The organism is Heliorestis acidaminivorans (assembly GCF_008933955.1).
Classification (GTDB): domain Bacteria; phylum Bacillota; class Desulfitobacteriia; order Heliobacteriales; family Heliobacteriaceae; genus Heliorestis; species Heliorestis acidaminivorans.
The window spans coordinates 541627-560928 of record NZ_WBXO01000001.1; the positions used below are offsets into that span (position 1 = coordinate 541627).

Below are 19302 nucleotides of genomic sequence, written 5' to 3' on the forward strand. Positions count from 1 at the left end.
CAAGCTTACTGCTCTTTATCCTCTTTGGCTGAGCCAGGATAGCGTGACAAAGCTGTTTTGCCAGTACGAACAAGTTCTACAATCCCATGATCTTGTAAGACTTGACAAAGTGCATCGATTTTGCGCTCTTCTCCCGTCAACTCTATAACCATAGTTTCCCTATTAATATCAACTATTTTTGCTCTAAAAATCTCTACAATATCTACTATATCTGATCTCGTATCTGGTGTAGCTTTTACTTTTATTAGAGCCAATTCTCTCTCAATTGAAGGTTCTTCTGTTAGATCTACAATTTTGATCACATCAATTAGTTTGGAGAGCTGGTTAACAACTTGCTCAATATTGCGTTCATCGCCATCGACGACGATAGTAATACGAGTCATATCTGGCTCTTCCGTATGACCAGCCGATATACTTTCAATGTTAAAAGCACGACGAGCAATTAAGCCTGAGATATGAACAAGCACACCAGGACGATTCTCAACAAGCACGGCAAGAGTGTGACGCATGACTCTAATCCACCGCCCCTTCTATCATTTGATCGAGAGAGGCTCCTGCTGGAACCATAGGTAAAACATTTTCTTCAGAACATACTTGGAAATCCATAAACACAGGGCCATCAGTAGCCAAGGCCTGAGCAATAATCTGTGGAACTTCTTCCATTTTGGTAGCTCTTAGTCCTGTAGCTCCGAAAGCTTCGGCTAGACGGACATAGTCAGTACCACCATTGTTAAATTGCGAATGGGAATACCTTTGATGGAAAAACATTCTTTGCCACTGTCGTACCATGCCCAAGGCCTGATTGTTAATGATAGCTACTTTGACAGGCAACTGATGCTCAACTAAGGTTGCAATCTCTTGACAGTTCATTAAGATAGATCCATCGCCTGTAATTAATAAAACAGACTCTTCAGGACAAGCCATTTGTACGCCTATAGCTGCTGGCAAACCAAAGCCCATCGTACCCAAACCGCCAGAAGATATGAGAGTTCGTGGTCTATTAAACTGGTAGTACTGCGCCGTCCACATCTGATGCTGTCCCACATCTGTAACTACTATATAATTACTCTTTGTCTGTCGATCGAGCTCTTGAAGAACATATTGTGGCTTAATTACTTTATCAGTCTTTTTGAAAATAAGTGGATTATCTCGATGACAACATTGTACTTGCTCTAACCATACATTCCACTGTGCTCTTGTTTCTTCAGGAATTTGTCCTGCCATTTTTTCCAGAAGTGCTTGTAAACTCCATTTTAAGTGACCAATTACTCGGTGTTTGGTCTCAACATTCTTATTAACTTCAGCAGGGTCAATGTCAAAGTGCACAATCTTAGCATTGGGCGCAAACTTTGAGAGCAATCCTGTAACACGATCGTCAAAACGAACGCCAAGACCTATGAGTAAATCACAGTCCATGACAGCACGATTGGCCGCAACAGTACCATGCATTCCTACCATACCTAAGTTGCAAGGGTGACTAGCTGGAATTGTCCCGAGACCCATAAAAGAGCTGATCAAGGGAATCTGATATTGATCAATTAGTTTACCTAATAAATCTGTAGCTGTAGCTGAAATAACTCCACCACCTACAAAAATAAGTGGTTTTTTGACTTTTCTTAAAACAGCTACTGTATCTTCTATCTCTTGTGCTTTACCCTCATAGATCGGCTTATAGCCTCTTAATTTAATATCATCAGGATAGTGATAATCAATAGTTGATGTGAAAACATCTTTGGGAATGTCAATAACAACAGGACCAGGACGTCCTGTCTGAGCAATATAAAAAGCTTCACGTATAATACGAGGCAAGTCAGCTGGATTCTTCACCAAGTAGTTATGCTTCGTAATAGGCGTGGTAATCCCTGTAATATCAGCTTCCTGAAAAGAGTCTTTCCCAATAATTGAAAGACCTACTTGACCAGTAATACAAACCATAGGTATAGAGTCCATGTTAGCCGTGGCAATACCAGTGATTAAGTTAGTAGCCCCAGGTCCTGACGTGGCAATGACAACACCAACTTTACCTGTAGCTCGAGCATAACCATCAGCGGCGTGGGCCGCACCTTGTTCATGACGGGTTAGAATATGGTAAAGCGGGGAGTCATAAAGGGCATCATAGAGAGGCAAAACACCTCCACCAGGATAACCGAAGATTACTTCTACCCCTTCTTTTTGTAAACTCGTCACAACAGCCTGTGCTCCGGTCATCTTCATTACTTGACACCTCTTTTTTTATTGATCGGTAATAAAGCAAAAAACTTCACCTCAGGCAAGAGAGGCGAAGATGACTATTCCGAGGTATTCTTTCCTCGCATAAAACTGAAATTTTAGAATCTTTTTTACTATCCATAATCTATTCTATACAGCTATAAAAAATCCTTTTATGCCATAGAACTTTTTCTTAAAAATATAACTCCGCAGTTCCTTTGAACTGCGGAGTTATTGAGCCATCTACTGAGGAAGGGGTACTTCCAACTGAATATTGTAGGCATCATGACATTGGTTACAATAAGAAGCTCTTCCGGTATGGCATTGATAACAGAATCGTTCCGGATTCTGGTTATTAAGCACTACATCACCGTGTTTTAGCTCCCATTCTTCCAAATCTCCGTGAGGATTCCTTTCCTGTAAAAAGGCAAAGTACACTATAGCGGCAAATGCAACAACAAAGATCAGAGTTAGAAGACGGCCAATTTTTTTACGATCCACCCTTTATTTCCCACCGTTTCTTTCGGCAACCTTACGGAAAGCCTTTTGAGAAGCAGAGATAGTAAAGTCTAGATCTTCCTGACTATGGGCTAAAGACATAAATCCAGCTTCGAACTGAGAGCAAGCAAGGTAGACGCCTTCTTCTAGCATAGCTCTAAAATAAGCGCCAAAAGCTTCTACATCAGAAGTACAAGCAGAAGCGAAGTCATCTACAGTCTCTGATGTTAAGAATCCACTAAACATAGATCCAACTCTAGTACTGTACAGAGGAACTCCAGCATCTTCAGCTGCTTGAGCAATTCCTTCGGCAACATATCGCGCTTTCTCAGCTAACGTTTCATAAGTGCCTGGACGCTTTAGAATTTCTAGAGTAACAATACCTGCTGTCATAGCCAGAGGATTTCCTGAAAGTGTGCCCGCCTGATAGATTGGACCTGCTGGTGCAATCATTTCCATGATTTCTTTTTTGCCACCGTAAGCGCCTACAGGTAGACCGCCACCAATAATCTTACCCAGGCAAGTAATATCTGGCTCTATGTCGTAAAGGACTTGAGCACCGCCATAGGCAACACGGAATCCACTCATCACTTCATCCATGATCATCAATGCACCGTATTGGCGAGTAAGATCACGAAGACCTTGTAGATATCCTTCTTTTGGTGGAATACAACCCATATTGCCAGGTACACCTTCTATGATTACAGCAGCAATGTCTTCTCCAGCTTCCTCAAAGATCTGACGAAGTGTTTCTAAGTCATTATAAGGTGCCGTAATTGTATTGTTAGCAATATTAGCTGGAACACCAGGGCTTGTAGGTACGCCAAGGGTCAATGCACCGGAGCCTGCTTTGATCAGTAAGCTATCGGCATGACCATGGTAGCATCCTTCAAACTTTACAATTTTGCTACGGCCTGTATAGCCTCTCGCTAAACGTAAAGCACTCATCGTAGCTTCTGTACCAGAGTTAACCATTCTAACCATATCCATAGCCGGGAAAGCATCTAGAATTAGTTGAGCAAGGCGAGTTTCTAATTCTGTTGGTGCTCCGTAAGAAGTTCCACGATTAATAGCTTCCTTCAAGGCTAATGATACTTCCTCATTAGCGTGCCCCACAATCATAGGTCCCCAAGATAAAACGTAATCGATATATCGATTACCGTCTACATCATATAGGTAAGGGCCTTCTGCTCGATCAATAAAAACAGGATTAGCACCTACAGCTTTAAAGGCACGAACAGGGCTATTAACGCCACCGGGGATCAATTTTTTTGCTTCAGCAAAAAGAGTTTCAGAGCGCTGGTAACCTTTATGCAACCCTCTAGACCTCCTTACTTTTCTTCCATAAAATATCGCATGCTGGTTTTTTTCAGCTCTGCTGTAGAAAATAGGAGTCCATAGTTGGTAATTCCTGTCGCTTCAGAGATGCGCTTAGCAATAGCTTCGCATTCTTCTCTTGTTTGACCATGCAACATTGTAAAGTGACTGTATGGCCATCCATCAAAGCGAGGTCTCTGATAGCAATGGGATACTTCGGGAAAAGAAGCCATGATTTTGCCAACTTCCTCTGCCCGTTCTTCTGGTACATCCCAAGTACCCATGCCATTGGCTGTAAAACCTACTTTATGATGACGCAAGGCTACACCAAAGCGACGCATGGATCCTTCTTCTAAGTATTTTGTAATTCGAGATAAAACTTCCTCTTCTGTGATTTCCAATTCCTGAGCAATCTTTGCATAAGGTCTGGAAGTAACAGGAAGGTCTTCTTGTAAGAAGCGAATCAACTTTTTATCTAATTCTGTGATCATGCCCAATCACTCATTCCTTAAATCATTGATCTTTTACTTTACTATTAATTCTTTAATTTGAAGTCTACTTTAATCTTGAAGAAACGAGTGGCTGGTAAGTTCCGTATCTCACAACCACTTTTTGCTCTCATTTCATCAAGTGTCTCTTCCATTGCTTCTTCAGAAGGAGAGATTAAGGTAAACCACATATTGTAGTCATGTTCGCGTAAGTAATTGTGCGTTACACCAGGATAAGAGTTAATAATTTCTTCTGCTTCTTTCAGTTTGTCCACAGGAACCTTCATTGCACAAAGACTTGATTTGTATCCAAGCTTGCGAGAATCAAAGACACCACCTACACGACGAATGATACCTTCTTCTTTGAGCTTATTGATACGGTTCATAATCTCTTCTTCTGTTGTAGCCATTTGTTCTGCTAAAACTTTGTAAGGCTCTGCAGATACAGGAAAAGAAGACTGAACTATGTTGAGAAGTCGGCGATCCAGTTCATCTAGGATCATGCTTTAATACCCCTTTCGACCGTGATAGAGGCACCATGGCTCTTCAGCCATAAAATCTTCGTTGTGATAGAAGTAAGCACGAGCTCTACAACCGCCGCATGCAACTTTATATTTGCAGTTAGCACAACCACCTTTGTAGTCTAAAGTGCGGAGCTCTTTAAAGATTGGTGCATCTGTCCAGATCTCTGAGAAGGGCTTTTCTCTTACATTACCCGCCGATATGTTTAGATAAGCGCAAGGTTGTACCACGCCAACAGGTGAAATGATGCAATAGTGAGTACCTGCTAAGCACCCACGACCATAGCGTAAGTTTAAGCCCATTTCTTTGGCAATACGCATAAATTGAGGTGCGCAAGTAGGTTTCAACTCAATATCTACAGTTTTTTGTTTTTCCATGATTTCAGTTAGAATCTGCTCATACTCTTCAGCACGGAGAGATTCCTCTTCAATCGACACAGCTCTTCCAGTTGGTACTAAGAAGAAAGTATGGTGTCCTACAGCACCCATTTCAACTGCAAAATCAGTAATAGCACTGACTTCATGACGATTCCAGTCCATTACAGTCGTATGTAACTGGAATGGTAGTCCTACAGCACGGCAGTTTTCCATGCCACGAACAGCTTCATCCCAAGCATTTTCGTACTTACGAAGACGATCATGCTTTTCTTTGTCCATAGAGTCAAGCGAGATACCCATACCCATGGCACCAGCATCTTTGAGATCCTGAGCCATTTTTAAGTCTATCATGGTACCATTAGTTCCAAAAACGGAGCGTAGGCCTTTGGAAGTGGCATAAGCAACAAGTTCAATAATATCAGGGCGCATTAGAGGCTCGCCACCGGAGAAAATCATAATCTTAAAGCCTGCTTTAGCAATCTCATCGATTAAATTTTTACCTTCTTCTGTGGAAAGTTCCTCATTAGCTTTTACCCCGGCATCGCGATAGCAGTGATCGCAGAACATATTACAATCATTAGTTGTATTCCAAGAAATAATCATCCTTGAGTTCCTTCCTTTCTAGGCCTGTTCTTTCAACCAGCGTACTGCATCTTTGGCATGGTAGGTAATAATCAAGTCTGCACCAGCACGTTTGAAGCTGAGCAGTAACTCTAGAACAATTCTTTGCTCATTAATCCAGCCTTTTTCTGCCGCCGCTTTTACCATGGCATATTCTCCAGAAACATTATAAACGGCCACAGGTAGACCGAAATTATCTTTTAATCTTCTTACAATATCCATATAAGCCATGCCTGGTTTGACCATAACGATATCGGCACCTTCTTGGATATCCAAGGCTGTTTCGCGAATTGCTTCCTCGCTGTTGCCTGCATCCATCTGGTAAGTGCGTCGATCGCCCCACAGCGGTGCTGATTCAGCCGCTTCACGAAAAGGGCCATAAAAGCTTGATGCATATTTGGCTGAATAAGACATTATGGGAATATGTTCATAGCCACCTTTGTCAAGAGCTTGACGAATAGCCGCCACTCTTCCATCCATCATATCAGAAGGTGCTACCATATCAGCTCCAGCTTCAGCATGAGATAGAGCTGTCTTTGCTAAGTAATCAAGGGAGGGATCGTTGAGTATTTTGCCTTCTTCCACAATACCGCAGTGCCCATGATTAGTAAATTGACAAAGACATACATCGGTAATTACGTATAGTTCAGGACAAGCTTTTTTGAGAGTCCGTACCGCGTCTTGTACAATACCATTAGGATCATAAGCTCCGGAAGCTACTTCGTCTTTATGAGGAGGTATGCCAAAGACTTCGACAGCCTTTACTCCAACTTTATAAGCATCAATAGCTTCTTCTACAAGCAAATCAATGGATAGCTGACTCACACCAGGCATAGAAGATACAGGATTAGTTCTATTCTCACCAGGTATGACAAATAGGGGGTAGATTAAGTCATCAGGCGTCAAATGGTTCTCTCGAACCATCTGACGCAAAACAGCTTTCTCCCTTAAGCGGCGTAGCCTTTGTACTGGAAAACCAGGATAGATATCTTTCATTATGCAAACGCCTCCAAAAAACTCTGAAGGTTTTATTTTAAACCAATTTCCTCATCAGTAAGGTAGCAAGCTGGATCTGACTCCCAGAAGTCACCTGTTACAGCTTCTGCACGAGCTCTGAAGTTACCGTTACATACATTAATCCATTTACACTGAGAACAACGACCTTTGAGTAGAGGCTTACGATCTTTTAAGCCTGCCAAAATCTCGTTTTTACTAGTGTCAGTCCAAATTTCTTTGAAAGGTCTTTCTTTTACGTTGCCAAAAGTATGGTTTTGTGTAAATTGGTCAGGATGTACAAAACCTTGTGAATCAACGTTAGAGAAAGCAATACCAGTACGGTTTCCACCGTTAAACTGCATCAACTTCCAAATCTTTTCGGCTCTAGCTGGGTCTTTTTTCAACATTTGTAGATAGAGGTAGACGATATCAGCATGATTATCAACAGTCAGGATCTCGCAATCGAAATTCTTACTCTGGAATTCTAAAGCTTTATTCATGATTAGATCCATAGCTTGACGAGATTCTTCATGAGTAATATCTTCTTCCATCATGCTACCGCCGCGACCAGAGTAAACGAGATGATAGAAGCAAACACGAGGAATTTTTTCTTCTTCAATCAAATTGAAAATATCTTCTAGTTGATTAAAGTTGTGACGATTGATAGTAAAACGCAAGCCAACGCGCTGATCAATAGCTAAGCAGTTGCGAATACCTTCTAGAGCTTCATCAAAAGCACCTTTTTTGCCGCGGAAACGGTCATTGTTCTCGCCAATACCGTCAAGGCTGATGCCTACATAGCCTACGCCATACTTTTTGATCTCTTTGGCAATATCAGGTGTGATTAAAGTTCCGTTAGTAGAGAAAGTAACACGTATGTTATGTTTACAAGCATGAGCTACTAGGTCAAATATGTCGGGACGCATCAATGGCTCGCCACCAGAAAGAAGTAAAACGGGGACATTAAAGTCAGCCAGATCGTCAATGAATTTTTTTGCTTCTTCAGTAGTCAACTCGCCAGGATAATCTTTATCTTCTGAGTCAGAGTAACAATGAATGCAGTTAAGATTGCAAGTTCTGGAAACGTTCCAAGCTACAACAGGTCCGTAACCAGCAACAGCACCATGCTTTTGGCCTTGTGAGCCATGAGCATAGCGGAGACGATCTCCAAAGTTTTCTGTATCACATAGTAGTTTGCTTACACCGATCATAAAGTTCTTCCTCTCCTTGATAAGCCCGCTAGGTGTTCCCATAACCCCAGCGGGCTACTCTTAAATTGTGCTGTAGTGCAGTATTTAGGAAGTATCTCTTATAAACCCCAGTGCTTTAACAAGGCTTCTGTCAATCCTGGAATAGTATATTCCGTGGCTTCTAGATCAACAGTAAGTCCTAGTTCAACCATTGTTCCTGAAGTAACAGGTCCGATAGATGCTAGTGTTACACCTTCAAGAAGATTAATTAACTCTTCTTGAGTCTCCACACCAAGCATTTCCACAAAGTTGCGTGCTGTAGAAGAGCTTGTAAAGGTTACTGCATGAATCATCTTTTCTGCTAACATCTGACGAAGAAGTTTGGCGTCACCGCCGCCTCGTACAGTTCTATAAGCAACAACGTCGTCTACTTGAGCACCAAATTCGGCTAGAGCTTCTGGCAGGATTTTGCGAGCAATGTCGGCTCTTGGTAATAATACTTTACGACCTTTCCAGTCCAGATCTTTAAGACCTTCAATAATCGCTTCTGCTCTATATTCTTCTGGTACATAGTCAACTTTAAGACCAAACTTAGCCAACTCTTTTTTCGTTTGTGGACCAATAGCACAGAGACGAACTCCTGCTAGATCACGAATATCGTTACCAGCTTCGAAGTAACGAGCAAAGAAGCGTTGAACACCGTTTGGAGAAGTAAATACGATCCATTCGTATTCATGAATCTTCTCAATAGCTTGATGCAAAGGTGCAAGATCTTCTGGATCTTGAATGTCAATCGTTGGGAACTCCCAAGGCTCTGCTCCTAGGCCTTCTAGCTTAGCTGCAAATGCAGAGGCTTGTTGTCTAGAACGAGTAACAACGACTCGTTTGCCGAAGAGAGGCTTTTTCTCAAACCAGTTCAAGGTGTCGCGAAGTTTTACAACTTCACCAACAATGATGATTGCTGGGTTTTTGAAATTTTCTTCTTTGGCACGATCAACTATGTTAGTCAATGTACCTGTTAATGTCTTCTGCTCAGGACGAGTTCCCCAGCGAATTAATGCAACAGGTGTTTCGGCATCTCTACCGTTTTCGATTAATTTTTTCACAATCAGCGGCAAGTTGCCCATACCCATGAGGAATACAAGTGTACCTATGCCAGTGCTAATTTTAGCCCAGTCAATGGCGGAATCTTCTTTGTTGGGGTCTTCGTTACCTGTAATTACAGCAAAGTTTGACGTAAAGTCACGGTGCGTTACTGGAATACCTGCGTAAGCAGGAACAGAAATAGCTGAAGTAATACCGGGTACAACTTCAAAAGGAACTCCGGCTTCCTTGAGCACTTCTGCTTCTTCTCCACCCCGTCCGAAAACGTAAGGGTCGCCACCTTTGAGTCTTGTTACAATCTTGCCTTCTAGACCTTTTTGCTTCAACACTTCATTAATCTCTTCTTGCTTATACACATGAAGATCGGGGCCTTTACCAACAAAGATTAGCTCTGCATCAGGTCTAGCATAGGTCAAAAGCCGATGACCAGCGAGGCGATCATAAACAAGCACCTCAGCTTTTTGAATGCATTGTAAGCCTTTTACGGTGATGAGTCCGGGATCTCCCGGCCCTGCGCCGACTAGATAAACTTTGCCTACATTTTTTGGATTCATCACTGCTTCGACTCCTGTCTCACATCATTTAGTATCTCCCTGGCACCTAATTGGAGCAGACGCTCTGCCAGACGTAAACCGATTTCTTCAGGCTCATCAGTATTCCCTTCTATTTGTTCTTGGCAAATATTACGACCATCGAGGGAAGCAACGAGACCATTGAGTACGAGACGTCTATTTTCACCTTGTCCTTGTAAAGATCCAAGGGCTCCAATCGGTACTTGGCAACCGCCTTCTAGTTTGCGCATCAGTGCTCTTTCAGCTCGAATTGCAAGTGCAGAGGCCTCATGGTTCAGAGGAGCAACGAAAGAAGCAATTTCTTCGTCTCCTTCTCGCATTTCGATAGTAATAGAGCCCTGACCGACGGCAGGTAGAATTAAGTCCGTAGGTATATATTGCGTTATTTTATCAGCCCAACCGAGACGAATAACCCCGGCGGCCGCTAAGATGAGACCATCAAGCTTTTGCTCTTCCAGCTTGCGCATCCTAGTTTGTAAATTACCTCGAATATCAACAAGCTCTAGATCTGGTCTCCATTTCCATAGTTGAGATTTGCGACGTAAACTTGAAGTAGCTACTTTAGCTCCTTCAGGTAGATCTTCTATTTTTGTTCCACTTGGTGAAATGAAAACGTCACGACAGTCTTCACGTTCACAAATAGCTCCAATAACAAGACCTTCAGGTAATTGCGTTGGCATATCTTTCAGAGAATGCACAGCCATGTCAATCTCGCCTTCGAGCATAGCTACTTCTAGTTCTTTCGTAAAAAGACCTTTGTCTCCAATTTTGGCCAAAGCTACATCTAAAATTTTGTCACCTTTAGTTTTTATGGCTTTCACTTCAAAAGACTGTTCAGGAAAAAGCTCTTTAAGCCTACCTAAAACCCAGTTCGTTTGCCATAAAGCGAGAGCACTATCTCGAGTTCCAATAACAATAGGTCGTTTTATGATTGCTGACATCACTTCTGGCTCCTTGTCTCAGAGTATTCGACATTCTTCTTTTTCTTGTGCTTTTGTCCTGCCACCTCAAGCTGGAAGAGATTTTGTAAGATCTCTGAGTAGAGATGACCTTCAGGACTAGAAGCATAATGTCGGATCTGTGTAATCGGATCGTGAAGTATTTGGTTGACCAGTGAAGAAGCCAATGCTCCTATAGCATTTTGTTCTTTTTCTGAGAGGTTTTTGAGTTTAGCGAGTACTCGCTCTAACTCTTTATTTTTGATGGATTCGCCTTTTGATTTCAAGGCAATGATAGTAGGAACTACAAAGAGAGAATTAAGCCATTTAAGAAATTTATTAATTTCCTGTTCAATGATTAACTCAGCCTGAGAAGCTGCTTTTCGCCGTTCTGCTAAGTTCTGGTCAATCACATTTTGCAAATCATCAACATCAAAAAGATGAACGCCTTTGACAGTACCAACAGCAGGTTCCACATCTCGTGGCACAGCAATATCAATCAAGAAAAGAGGTTGCTCTGACCGCTGAGCCATTACTTTTTCGATCATACTTTTTCTAATTACATAATGACTTGCAGCTGTACAAGAAATAATGATATCAGCTTCTGCCATATAAGTATCCATTTCAGAGAAGGGGATGGCCAATCCCCCAAACTGGTTTGCCAAAGTCTGGGCTCTTTCAAATGAACGATTGGCTACCATAACTGTTGAAACACCATTGGCACAAAGATGCTTTAAAGTCAATTCACTCATTTTTCCAGCGCCTAAGATCAAAGACCTTTTTCCATCTAGGGATTCAAATACTTGTCTCGCCAGTTCTACGGCTGTATAAGAGATGGAAACAGGATTCTGATCAATACCTGTTTCAAATCTTACTCTCTTACCGACGGTGATAGCTTGCTGAAACCAAGTGTTGAGTACACTATTTGAAGCCTCATAATCACAAGCTATCTGGTAAGCTTTCCGGACTTGTCCAAGAATCTGAGTTTCTCCTAGAACCATTGAATCCAGTCCAGCAGCAACACGAAACAAGTGTCGAATGGCATCGTAGATGCTGTGCGTGTAAAAGTAATTAGCAAAGTTGTTGATTTCAAGAGGCCCTGACTGCGTTACAAAGCGCCGTACTGCTGTTAAGCCTTTTTCCAAATCTGTTGTTGCACAGTAGATTTCCGTGCGATTACAAGTGGATAAAATAGCACAACCATCAATAGCTTTTTCACTTTTTAAGCGCAGAAGAGCATCTCCAATAGTGCTTTCTGAAAAAGTTAATTGTTCACGCACTTCAATAGGTGCTGATTTGTGGTTTAATCCGACGACGAAGATAAACACTGGGCGATTCGCTCCTTTAAGCGTTTTTCTTCACCACACTTGATGAGCTCCAAAAGGTTGGCGTCGGCTAGACTGTCAAAAATTGCTTTGCGACGCACAGGGCAAGGGACTTCTTTCAGGACCTGTTCACGCAATTGAGCCATCAAAGACAGAAACTTTCCATACTCCTCTCCAAATTGGACTTCCAAGTCTTGGCGTATCCTCTTTGCGACAGCTGGGCTAGCCCCACCTGTAGAGATGGCAATCAATAAATCGCCTCTACGAAAAGTAGCTGGTACATAAAAGTTACCAAGATGAGGATTGTCCACAGTATTAATCAGGATATTGCGCTGACTACAATCACATACTACCTTTTCGTTAATATCACTCAAGTCAGTGGCTGCAATCACTAAAAAATAGCCGACTGCATCACCTTCCTGGTAGCCACGCGATTGATAGCGTAACAATCCTTGGTCAACCCAATTTTGAATGGTTGATGTGATCAGAGGACTGATCACATCAACCATTGCACCTGCTTCTAGAAGGCTGGCAATTTTACGTTCTGCAACTTTGCCGCCTCCCACCACAAGGCAACGTCGACTTTCTAGCTTCAACATTATAGGATACAACACGCTATCCCCTTTCTCCTGCAAGCAGAAAGAATCTTAAGCGTAAGAGTGTAAGCCTGAGAGGAAATAGTTTACACCGAAGAAAGTGAAAAGAACAGCAATAAAACCGATAATAGCTAGAATAGCTGCTTTTTTGCCTTTCCATCCATAGGTGAAACGAGCATGGAGATAGACAGCATAGACAAGCCAGGTAATTAAAGACCAAGTTTCTTTGGGATCCCAACTCCAGTAGCGTCCCCAAGCATATTCAGCCCAAATGGCACCGGTGATAATACAAAGTGTAAGCAGTGGAAAACCTACTGCTATCAAGCGATAGCCCAATTGATCTAGTGTTTCCAGTGAAGGAAGCTTTGCGGCCAAACCAATTTCACGATTAAGTTTAATGGCTCTCTCTTTAATCAGATACATGATACCAGCGCCAAAGGAGAAGGCGAAAGCACCATAACCGAACTGAGCCGTGAGAACATGATAAGTTAGCCAGTTTGACTGGAGAGCAGGCATCAAGGGACGAGCTACCTTATACTCTACAGGCATTAAGATAGCTACGTAGGCTAGTAAGAGCCAAGCAATAGGAATTACAAAAGCTCCTGTTATAGGTACTTTGTATTTCCATTCTGTCACGAGATAAACGAAGGCAATACCCCAAGAGAAGGCCAGCAAGAATTCATAACCATTACTTAAAGGAACATAGCCTCCAATATAGCCTCGCAAAGCCATAGCAGCTGTATTCACAACAACACCAAAAGCAACTACATAAAAAGCAACTTTCGCTGTCGTTGAATTCTTGGTGCCTACATAGGAAATATATAATAGTGAAGCAATCCCGTAGGCGGCGAAGGTGAGATAGAATAAGAGATTTTCTTCAAAACCCATCGTTTCTATGATGTTCCTCTCCCCTCAGTTTTGTGTTGGTAAGGTGCAGTTATTTCTTCAAATTCTTTTTCAAAAGCAATTTTATTTTTTTGAGCATGTCCACCTATGCGCACTTGGGCTTTTCCATTATTATCTTCTACGATAGCCCATAGACGACGATGAGGTAGATAGAAGGAGAGTCCTAGGCCTAGGATCATCAAGCCACTACCTATCCAGACAGTCCATACACCAGGGTCTTTTCGAACAGATAAGCCTGTGTAAGGTTGATAATCTTGGAAGGTAATAGCACCTTCTCCATCAGCTAGGATTTCTGGTTCACCAATCTTAGCGGCACCAATACCGATTTGCTGGTTACCTCGATAAAGTACATAAATGATTCTAGGATTGTTAGGATCAGGAGACTTAGAAACCCAACCTAAATTAGGATCAAAATCAGGAATATACTGAGCAACCCATACGCCTAGATTAGTTCCAGGAACAGGAACAAAGTCACGCTCTGTAATAGTTATTTCTAAACCTTCAGGAGCACCGGGTGAAGATACCTGTGTTGGTATATAAGAGCCGTAGAAAGATTGATAGAACTTATAGCCTTTGTAATTCAACGGATGGTTTACGCGAATCTCTTCCGTTAATACTTCCTGACCTTCATCAATAACAGTTAGCGTACTAATCCAAGCATCGACAGAACCATCTTCACGATAAATAGTCTTAAAATCATCAACACGGACTTTAAAGTCTTCATCGGGCGTTAACTGGTAAACCTCATTTAGAGAGAAGGTACGTCCTACTTCTGCAGCAATACGACCTTCCGTACCAAAATAAATACCAATTACTGCACCAATTAGTATGACAAGCAAGGAAATATGGGTAATGAATGAACCCCATATACCATATCGTCCCTTGTCGCCGTGGACAAAAATTTTACCATCTACTTTTTCTTCTACAACGCGATAGCCACGGCTTTGCCAGTTCTCTTTGACTTGCTGAGCCATATTATCCTGACTTTTCTGAGCATCGTGAATAATATGATGATCTAGTCTTGTCAAGTAATTTTCACTTACTTTCGCCTTCGGTTGACTAAATAGTCTCCAAAGCGGCGTCATGCGGTTAAAGGAGCAGATAAATAAGTTCATGGCCAGCAGAAAAAGTAAGGTAACAAACCACCAAGAGGCATACATATCGGTAATACCTAGAGCAGAATACAAGGGGTAAAGATCTCCGTAATCTTGAGGAGCCCGCTTTTGTGGAATAATTGTACCAATGATGGACGTTACTGCAATTACAATAAGCAAGAAAAGTCCCAGTTTCATAGAGCTAAAGATATTCCACAAACGGTCTACAATGCCACTTTCATTCTCATGTTCTTTGCTAGAACCTTCCGGGCGCATATCCAAATCTTCATTATTTTTCGACAAGACTTTCCCTCCTTCTATTAGGACCTAAACATTCTAGCATATTAGCACTGTCATTAATAGGTTAAACATCACTATAATGAAAGTGTAGTTCTTGTCATATTGAATAATTTCTAGTAATTTCTTTGTGCTATAAAGTCTGCAATTTTCACTAAAGATTCTTTTACTGATGAATTTGGTAGTTCTGATAATTCTTTTTTTGCTTTTTGGAGATAAAGGAGGGCTACTTTTTTACTTTCTTCAATCGCACCAGTCTTGACAATTCTATCAATAATCTCTCTGATTTCCTCTTCCGTCTTTTCTTTTTTGCGCACCTTTTCCTTCAAAGAAGGATCTCGCAACAGGGCAGTAAGAATCGGCAATGTCATGATTCCTTGCCGAAGATCTGAACCTACTGGCTTACCAAGTTCTTCTTCATTAGCCACAAGATCGAGTACATCATCAGTAATCTGAAAGGCCATACCAAGATGATGACCGTACCATTTCATCATGCGAGTAACAGCAGGTTCGGCCTTTACTGCCATAGCACCAAGTTGACAGGAAAGAGAGAGTAATAAGGCTGTTTTACGGTTAATACGATAAAGGTAACTTTTAAAAGACTGATTTACATCAAAAGCACTTTCCATTTGTTGAATCTCACCTTCACACATCTTAACACTGGCCTTTGCCAGTAATTGTGAGATTCTGCTGTCACCTAATTCTGCAATTAGAATAAGAGCACGGGCAAAAAGATGATCGCCCGTATGAATGGAAATGCGATTCCCCCATCTCGCTCGTACAGTTGCTATACCACGACGTGTCTTAGACTCATCAATAACATCATCGTGAACTAGTGAAGCCATATGAACCATCTCTAAGGCAACAGCGAGTGGCAAAAGGCGATTTATTTGATAATCGCAAGTTTTTCCTGCCAACAGTACAAAAGCAGGTCGAAGTCGTTTGCCTCCACCTAAAAGAAGATGACTTGACGCCGCTGTTATCGTCGGTTGGGTCGTCTCCATTTGCTTTTTTAGTTCTGCTTCTACAAGTTTCAGATCCTCTTCAATTTCGTGAAAGAGATGAAAAGCCATGGGCTCACCTGCTAATATTTGATATTCACTAAAAATCGATAAGAAAGGCACGTCCGAGGGACGTGCCTTTTAAAAGGTCAGTTGTCCTTTGAAGTAGTCTCTCCCTTGTCCTGAGAATCATCAGAAGGCTTAGAATTTTCCTTAGAGGTTTCATCTAATTCTTTCTTTGGCGATGTTGCTCTCTTGAACTCATTGATCCCTTTACCTAAAGACTTACCAATCTCAGGCAGTTTACCAGGGCCAAATATAAGTAAGGAGACTACTAGGATCAGGAGGAGTTCGGGTATCCCTATGTTTGGTATGAATCCGAACAATTCAAACACCTCCGCCGTGAGAACTCATAATCATTTAAAGTATATCCTACCTTTACATTGAACATCATAAGCAATCATTTGTTTAAACTACGTAAAGTCCTTGTGGATTATTATCGCATAATGTCTGATGTCTGTAAAGAAATGCTTCAATGACTCATCTTTTATTCTTTTCGCTCAATATCCGTCGATTCCTCTGACCCTTCCTCAGCTTCTGAATCCTCTTCAGCATGCTCTTTTTTCTTCGGTGCAATAAACCGAGCAAGCAGGATACTAATCTCATAAAGAATATACATAGGACCAGCCATTAGAATCTGAGATATCACATCAGGAGTTGGTGTGAAGATTGCTGCCATAACAAACATTAACAATAGAGCATGTCGACGATAATGAGCTAAGAAGTGATGGTTTACAACACCAATGCGTACTAGAAATATCACAATGAGAGGAAGTTGAAAAACGATACCAAAAGGTAAAATAAAAGTAATAGCAAAACTGAGATATTCACTTATAGATAGCATCGGTGTAAAGTCTCCGAAGGTAACCAGAAAACGAATGGCCAGTGGGTAGACCGTATAATAAGAGAAAACAACACCGGTAACTAGTAGAAGAACAGAAAAAGGAAGTAAAATATAGACCCATTTTCGTTCATTAGGATAGAGGGCTGGAACAATAAAGCTCCATATTTTCCAAAAGACGGCTGGCGAGGCAATAACTAATCCCGCAAAAAAGGCAACTTTTAAAGATGCAAAAAAACCTTCTGCTGGTCGTAAGATGACAGGCTTAAGTCCTAGATCGGTCAGGGGTTTAACCAGCATAGCTGTTAACTCTTCATGCCAGATCCAAGCAATAGCTGTTCCCGTGGCGGCAAAGACTAGCACCCAAATGAGGACATTGCGAAGCTCTTCTAAGTGCTCCGTAAGGGCCATGTTTTTTTCTTTTTCTTCTTCTTCTGACATAAAAAGAGTTTCGCCTCCTTAGAACGCACGAAGAGCTCGATACAATGTATCCCGTTGGACAGGCTCTTTTCCTACCGTTCGAATGCAATGCACGATCTCATCCAAGGGCACGCGATAAGTCACCCCCGTTGCACGTACTACGTTCTCTTCTAACATGGTACCTCCAAAATCATTAGCACCAAAAGCAAGCGCTACCTGAGCCATTCCTGACCCTTGAGTCACCCAGGAAGCTTGTATATTGGGAATGTTATCTAAGAAAACCCTAGATAAGGCTAAAGTTCTGATATATTCGACACCAGTTGCGCTCATTCCTCCTAGTTCTGTATGATCTGGTTGAAAGCTCCACGGAATAAAGGCAGTAAAACCACCTGTTTCATCTTGCGCCTCTCGTAGGCGCTCTAGATGATAAATTCTTTCTTCCACCGTTTCAACTGACCCAAACATCATAGTAGCCGTTGTTTTCATGCCTTGACGATGGGCTGTTTGCATCACATCCATCCACTGACGCCAACCAATTTTACGTGGGCTAATCAAAGCACGTACACGATCATCTAGTATTTCAGCGCCCCCGCCAGGTATAGAATCAAGGCCTGCTTCTTTCAAACTTTCGATCGTTTTCGCTATGGACAGACCGCTCTTTTCAGCTATATGCACAATCTCTGGTGGTGAAAAAGAATGAATATGAATCTTATATCTCTCTTTGATAGCTCGTAACAAGTCTAAATAGTACTCAAGTGTTAACTCAGGATGTAGGCCACCTTGCATTAAGATTTGAGTACCGCCTAAGGCAATTGTCTCTTCAATTTTCTTAAAAATTTCTTTCTCATCAAGCACATAAGCACCGGGAGAGTTTGGTTCTTTATAAAAAGCGCAAAAACGACAACCCATCGTACAAACGTTAGTATAGTTAATGTTGCGATCAATCACGAAAGTTACCTTGTCATCACCATGTAAGTCTTTACTAACAGATTGAGCTAAAGTACCTAAAGTAAGTAGATCGCACTCATACCAAAGTATTTGTGCTTCTTGAAAAGTGAGTCGCTGGCGTTGCCTTACTTTTTCAACAATCTTATTAATGGCTCTGTTCATTCATCAACGCCCCAAACTTTTAGCCTCGCAGGCGCTGGTAAGGCACCTACCTGTAAAGCGTAATCAAAAAACACTTCTACAGCCTGGCGATATGAATCATCCAAATCATAACGAATTGTCTCAAAATAGTTCTTCAAAACAGCTTCCGGTAAAGGATAGCGTCTTATGGCTGTCCTAATAACTTCATCTCGATTAGTTAAGCCCCACCGTCGACTCTCTCGAAAAGCCTCTACAACCCTGCTTATTTCTCTTTGATTCCAAGCTACATATTCACGACGAATAACCCAGAGTGCATAGACCATGGGCAATCCTGTCATCTCTTTCCACAGTGCACCTAGATCAAGATAAGGAATTGAAGATTGCTCCCTCGCTATTAAAGCATCATCACCAATCAAGAGTGCCCCTTCGTATTGTTCAAGCATTTCCTTAAGATCAGGCCGAGCGGGATGATAAGAACATGAGATCCCGTAATAGCAATTCATAAGAATACGCAGAAGTATAACGGAAGTAGCTGAAGAAGTAGTTACAGCAATTCTTTTTCCTGCTAACTCTTCTACAGGGCATCTCAAAAACAACAAAATTGATTCCACGGCACCATCAGCTGAGATTGATATATCTGGTAAAACCCAAGCAGACTCAGGTTGTCTAGCATAAGCAATTGATGATATAGGAGTAATGTCTAGTTCTCCTGTTAGAAACTTTTGATTTAATACAGATGGAACACCTGCTACCAGCTCTGCTTCTAAAGGAACAGCGCCAGAGGAAAAAGCATGATAAATGGGAAGTACATTTAGATAGTCTACTTGGCCTAATCGTAGCAT

At 41.7% G+C, this 19302-nt stretch carries 20 protein-coding genes; all 20 read right to left on the reverse strand.

Annotated features, from left to right (window positions below; translation table 11 throughout):
* Window positions 1-5: 5 nt before the first annotated feature.
* Window positions 6-509 (reverse strand): acetolactate synthase small subunit, encoded by a 504-nt coding sequence (gene ilvN / locus F9B85_RS02630; RefSeq protein WP_151618179.1) that lies wholly within the window; start codon window positions 507-509, stop codon window positions 6-8.
* Window positions 510-513: 4 nt separating this feature from the next.
* Entirely contained in the window at window positions 514-2214 is a 1701-nt protein-coding gene (ilvB, locus tag F9B85_RS02635) for a biosynthetic-type acetolactate synthase large subunit (protein WP_151618181.1), read from the reverse strand.
* Window positions 2215-2451: 237 nt separating this feature from the next.
* The gene (locus F9B85_RS02640) at window positions 2452-2709 is read right to left on the reverse strand and encodes a hypothetical protein (protein ID WP_151618183.1); all 258 of its coding nucleotides are present in this window, start codon (window positions 2707-2709) and stop codon (window positions 2452-2454) included.
* Between the two features lie 3 nt (window positions 2710-2712).
* Window positions 2713-4023, reverse strand: coding sequence for a glutamate-1-semialdehyde 2,1-aminomutase (gene hemL / locus F9B85_RS02645; RefSeq protein WP_151618184.1), 1311 nt, complete (start codon window positions 4021-4023; stop codon window positions 2713-2715).
* A 14-nt stretch (window positions 4024-4037) separates the two neighbouring features.
* The gene (gene ahbB, locus F9B85_RS02650) at window positions 4038-4514 is read right to left on the reverse strand and encodes a siroheme decarboxylase subunit beta (protein ID WP_151618186.1); all 477 of its coding nucleotides are present in this window, start codon (window positions 4512-4514) and stop codon (window positions 4038-4040) included.
* 44 nt (window positions 4515-4558) lie between these two features.
* Complete coding sequence (ahbA, locus tag F9B85_RS02655; protein WP_151618188.1) at window positions 4559-5014, reverse strand: siroheme decarboxylase subunit alpha; 456 nt, start codon at window positions 5012-5014, stop codon at window positions 4559-4561.
* Window positions 5015-5017: 3 nt separating this feature from the next.
* Window positions 5018-6013: a putative heme d1 biosynthesis radical SAM protein NirJ2 gene (gene nirJ2, locus F9B85_RS02660; RefSeq protein WP_151618190.1), complete on the reverse strand. Its 996-nt coding sequence runs from the start codon at window positions 6011-6013 to the stop codon at window positions 5018-5020.
* Window positions 6014-6031: 18 nt separating this feature from the next.
* Window positions 6032-7027 carry a porphobilinogen synthase gene (gene hemB, locus F9B85_RS02665; protein ID WP_151618192.1) on the reverse strand — a complete coding sequence of 332 codons (996 nt, stop codon included), beginning with the start codon at window positions 7025-7027 and terminating at the stop codon, window positions 6032-6034.
* A 32-nt stretch (window positions 7028-7059) separates the two neighbouring features.
* Window positions 7060-8238 (reverse strand): putative heme d1 biosynthesis radical SAM protein NirJ1, encoded by a 1179-nt coding sequence (gene nirJ1 / locus F9B85_RS02670; protein WP_151618194.1) that lies wholly within the window; start codon window positions 8236-8238, stop codon window positions 7060-7062.
* Between the two features lie 98 nt (window positions 8239-8336).
* Window positions 8337-9875 carry a uroporphyrinogen-III C-methyltransferase gene (gene cobA, locus F9B85_RS02675; RefSeq protein ID WP_151618411.1) on the reverse strand — a complete coding sequence of 513 codons (1539 nt, stop codon included), beginning with the start codon at window positions 9873-9875 and terminating at the stop codon, window positions 8337-8339.
* Entirely contained in the window at window positions 9875-10834 is a 960-nt protein-coding gene (gene hemC, locus F9B85_RS02680; protein ID WP_151618196.1) for a hydroxymethylbilane synthase, read from the reverse strand. Before hemC ends, cobA begins: the two co-directional genes overlap by 1 nt.
* Window positions 10834-12159: a glutamyl-tRNA reductase gene (gene hemA, locus F9B85_RS02685; RefSeq protein ID WP_151618198.1), complete on the reverse strand. Its 1326-nt coding sequence runs from the start codon at window positions 12157-12159 to the stop codon at window positions 10834-10836. Before hemA ends, hemC begins: the two co-directional genes overlap by 1 nt.
* A complete protein-coding gene (locus F9B85_RS02690; protein ID WP_243138041.1) occupies window positions 12135-12770 on the reverse strand; it encodes a precorrin-2 dehydrogenase/sirohydrochlorin ferrochelatase family protein in 636 nt (211 codons plus the stop codon). Before F9B85_RS02690 ends, hemA begins: the two co-directional genes overlap by 25 nt.
* A gap of 33 nt (window positions 12771-12803) precedes the next feature.
* Window positions 12804-13640, reverse strand: coding sequence for a c-type cytochrome biogenesis protein CcsB (gene ccsB, locus F9B85_RS02695; protein WP_151618200.1), 837 nt, complete (start codon window positions 13638-13640; stop codon window positions 12804-12806).
* A gap of 5 nt (window positions 13641-13645) precedes the next feature.
* Window positions 13646-15055: a cytochrome c biogenesis protein ResB gene (gene resB, locus F9B85_RS02700; RefSeq protein ID WP_151618202.1), complete on the reverse strand. Its 1410-nt coding sequence runs from the start codon at window positions 15053-15055 to the stop codon at window positions 13646-13648.
* 110 nt (window positions 15056-15165) lie between these two features.
* Window positions 15166-16122, reverse strand: coding sequence for a polyprenyl synthetase family protein (locus F9B85_RS02705; RefSeq protein ID WP_151618204.1), 957 nt, complete (start codon window positions 16120-16122; stop codon window positions 15166-15168).
* A 77-nt stretch (window positions 16123-16199) separates the two neighbouring features.
* Window positions 16200-16436, reverse strand: a complete 237-nt coding sequence (gene tatA, locus F9B85_RS02710; RefSeq protein WP_423245044.1) for a twin-arginine translocase TatA/TatE family subunit — start codon at window positions 16434-16436, stop codon at window positions 16200-16202.
* A gap of 161 nt (window positions 16437-16597) precedes the next feature.
* Window positions 16598-17392, reverse strand: coding sequence for a twin-arginine translocase subunit TatC (gene tatC / locus F9B85_RS02715; RefSeq protein ID WP_151618205.1), 795 nt, complete (start codon window positions 17390-17392; stop codon window positions 16598-16600).
* Between the two features lie 18 nt (window positions 17393-17410).
* Window positions 17411-18481, reverse strand: a complete 1071-nt coding sequence (gene mqnC, locus F9B85_RS02720; protein ID WP_151618206.1) for a cyclic dehypoxanthinyl futalosine synthase — start codon at window positions 18479-18481, stop codon at window positions 17411-17413.
* Window positions 18478-19302 carry a menaquinone biosynthetic enzyme MqnA/MqnD family protein gene (locus F9B85_RS02725; protein ID WP_151618208.1) on the reverse strand — a complete coding sequence of 275 codons (825 nt, stop codon included), beginning with the start codon at window positions 19300-19302 and terminating at the stop codon, window positions 18478-18480. The genes mqnC and F9B85_RS02725 overlap by 4 nt, the downstream gene beginning before the upstream one ends.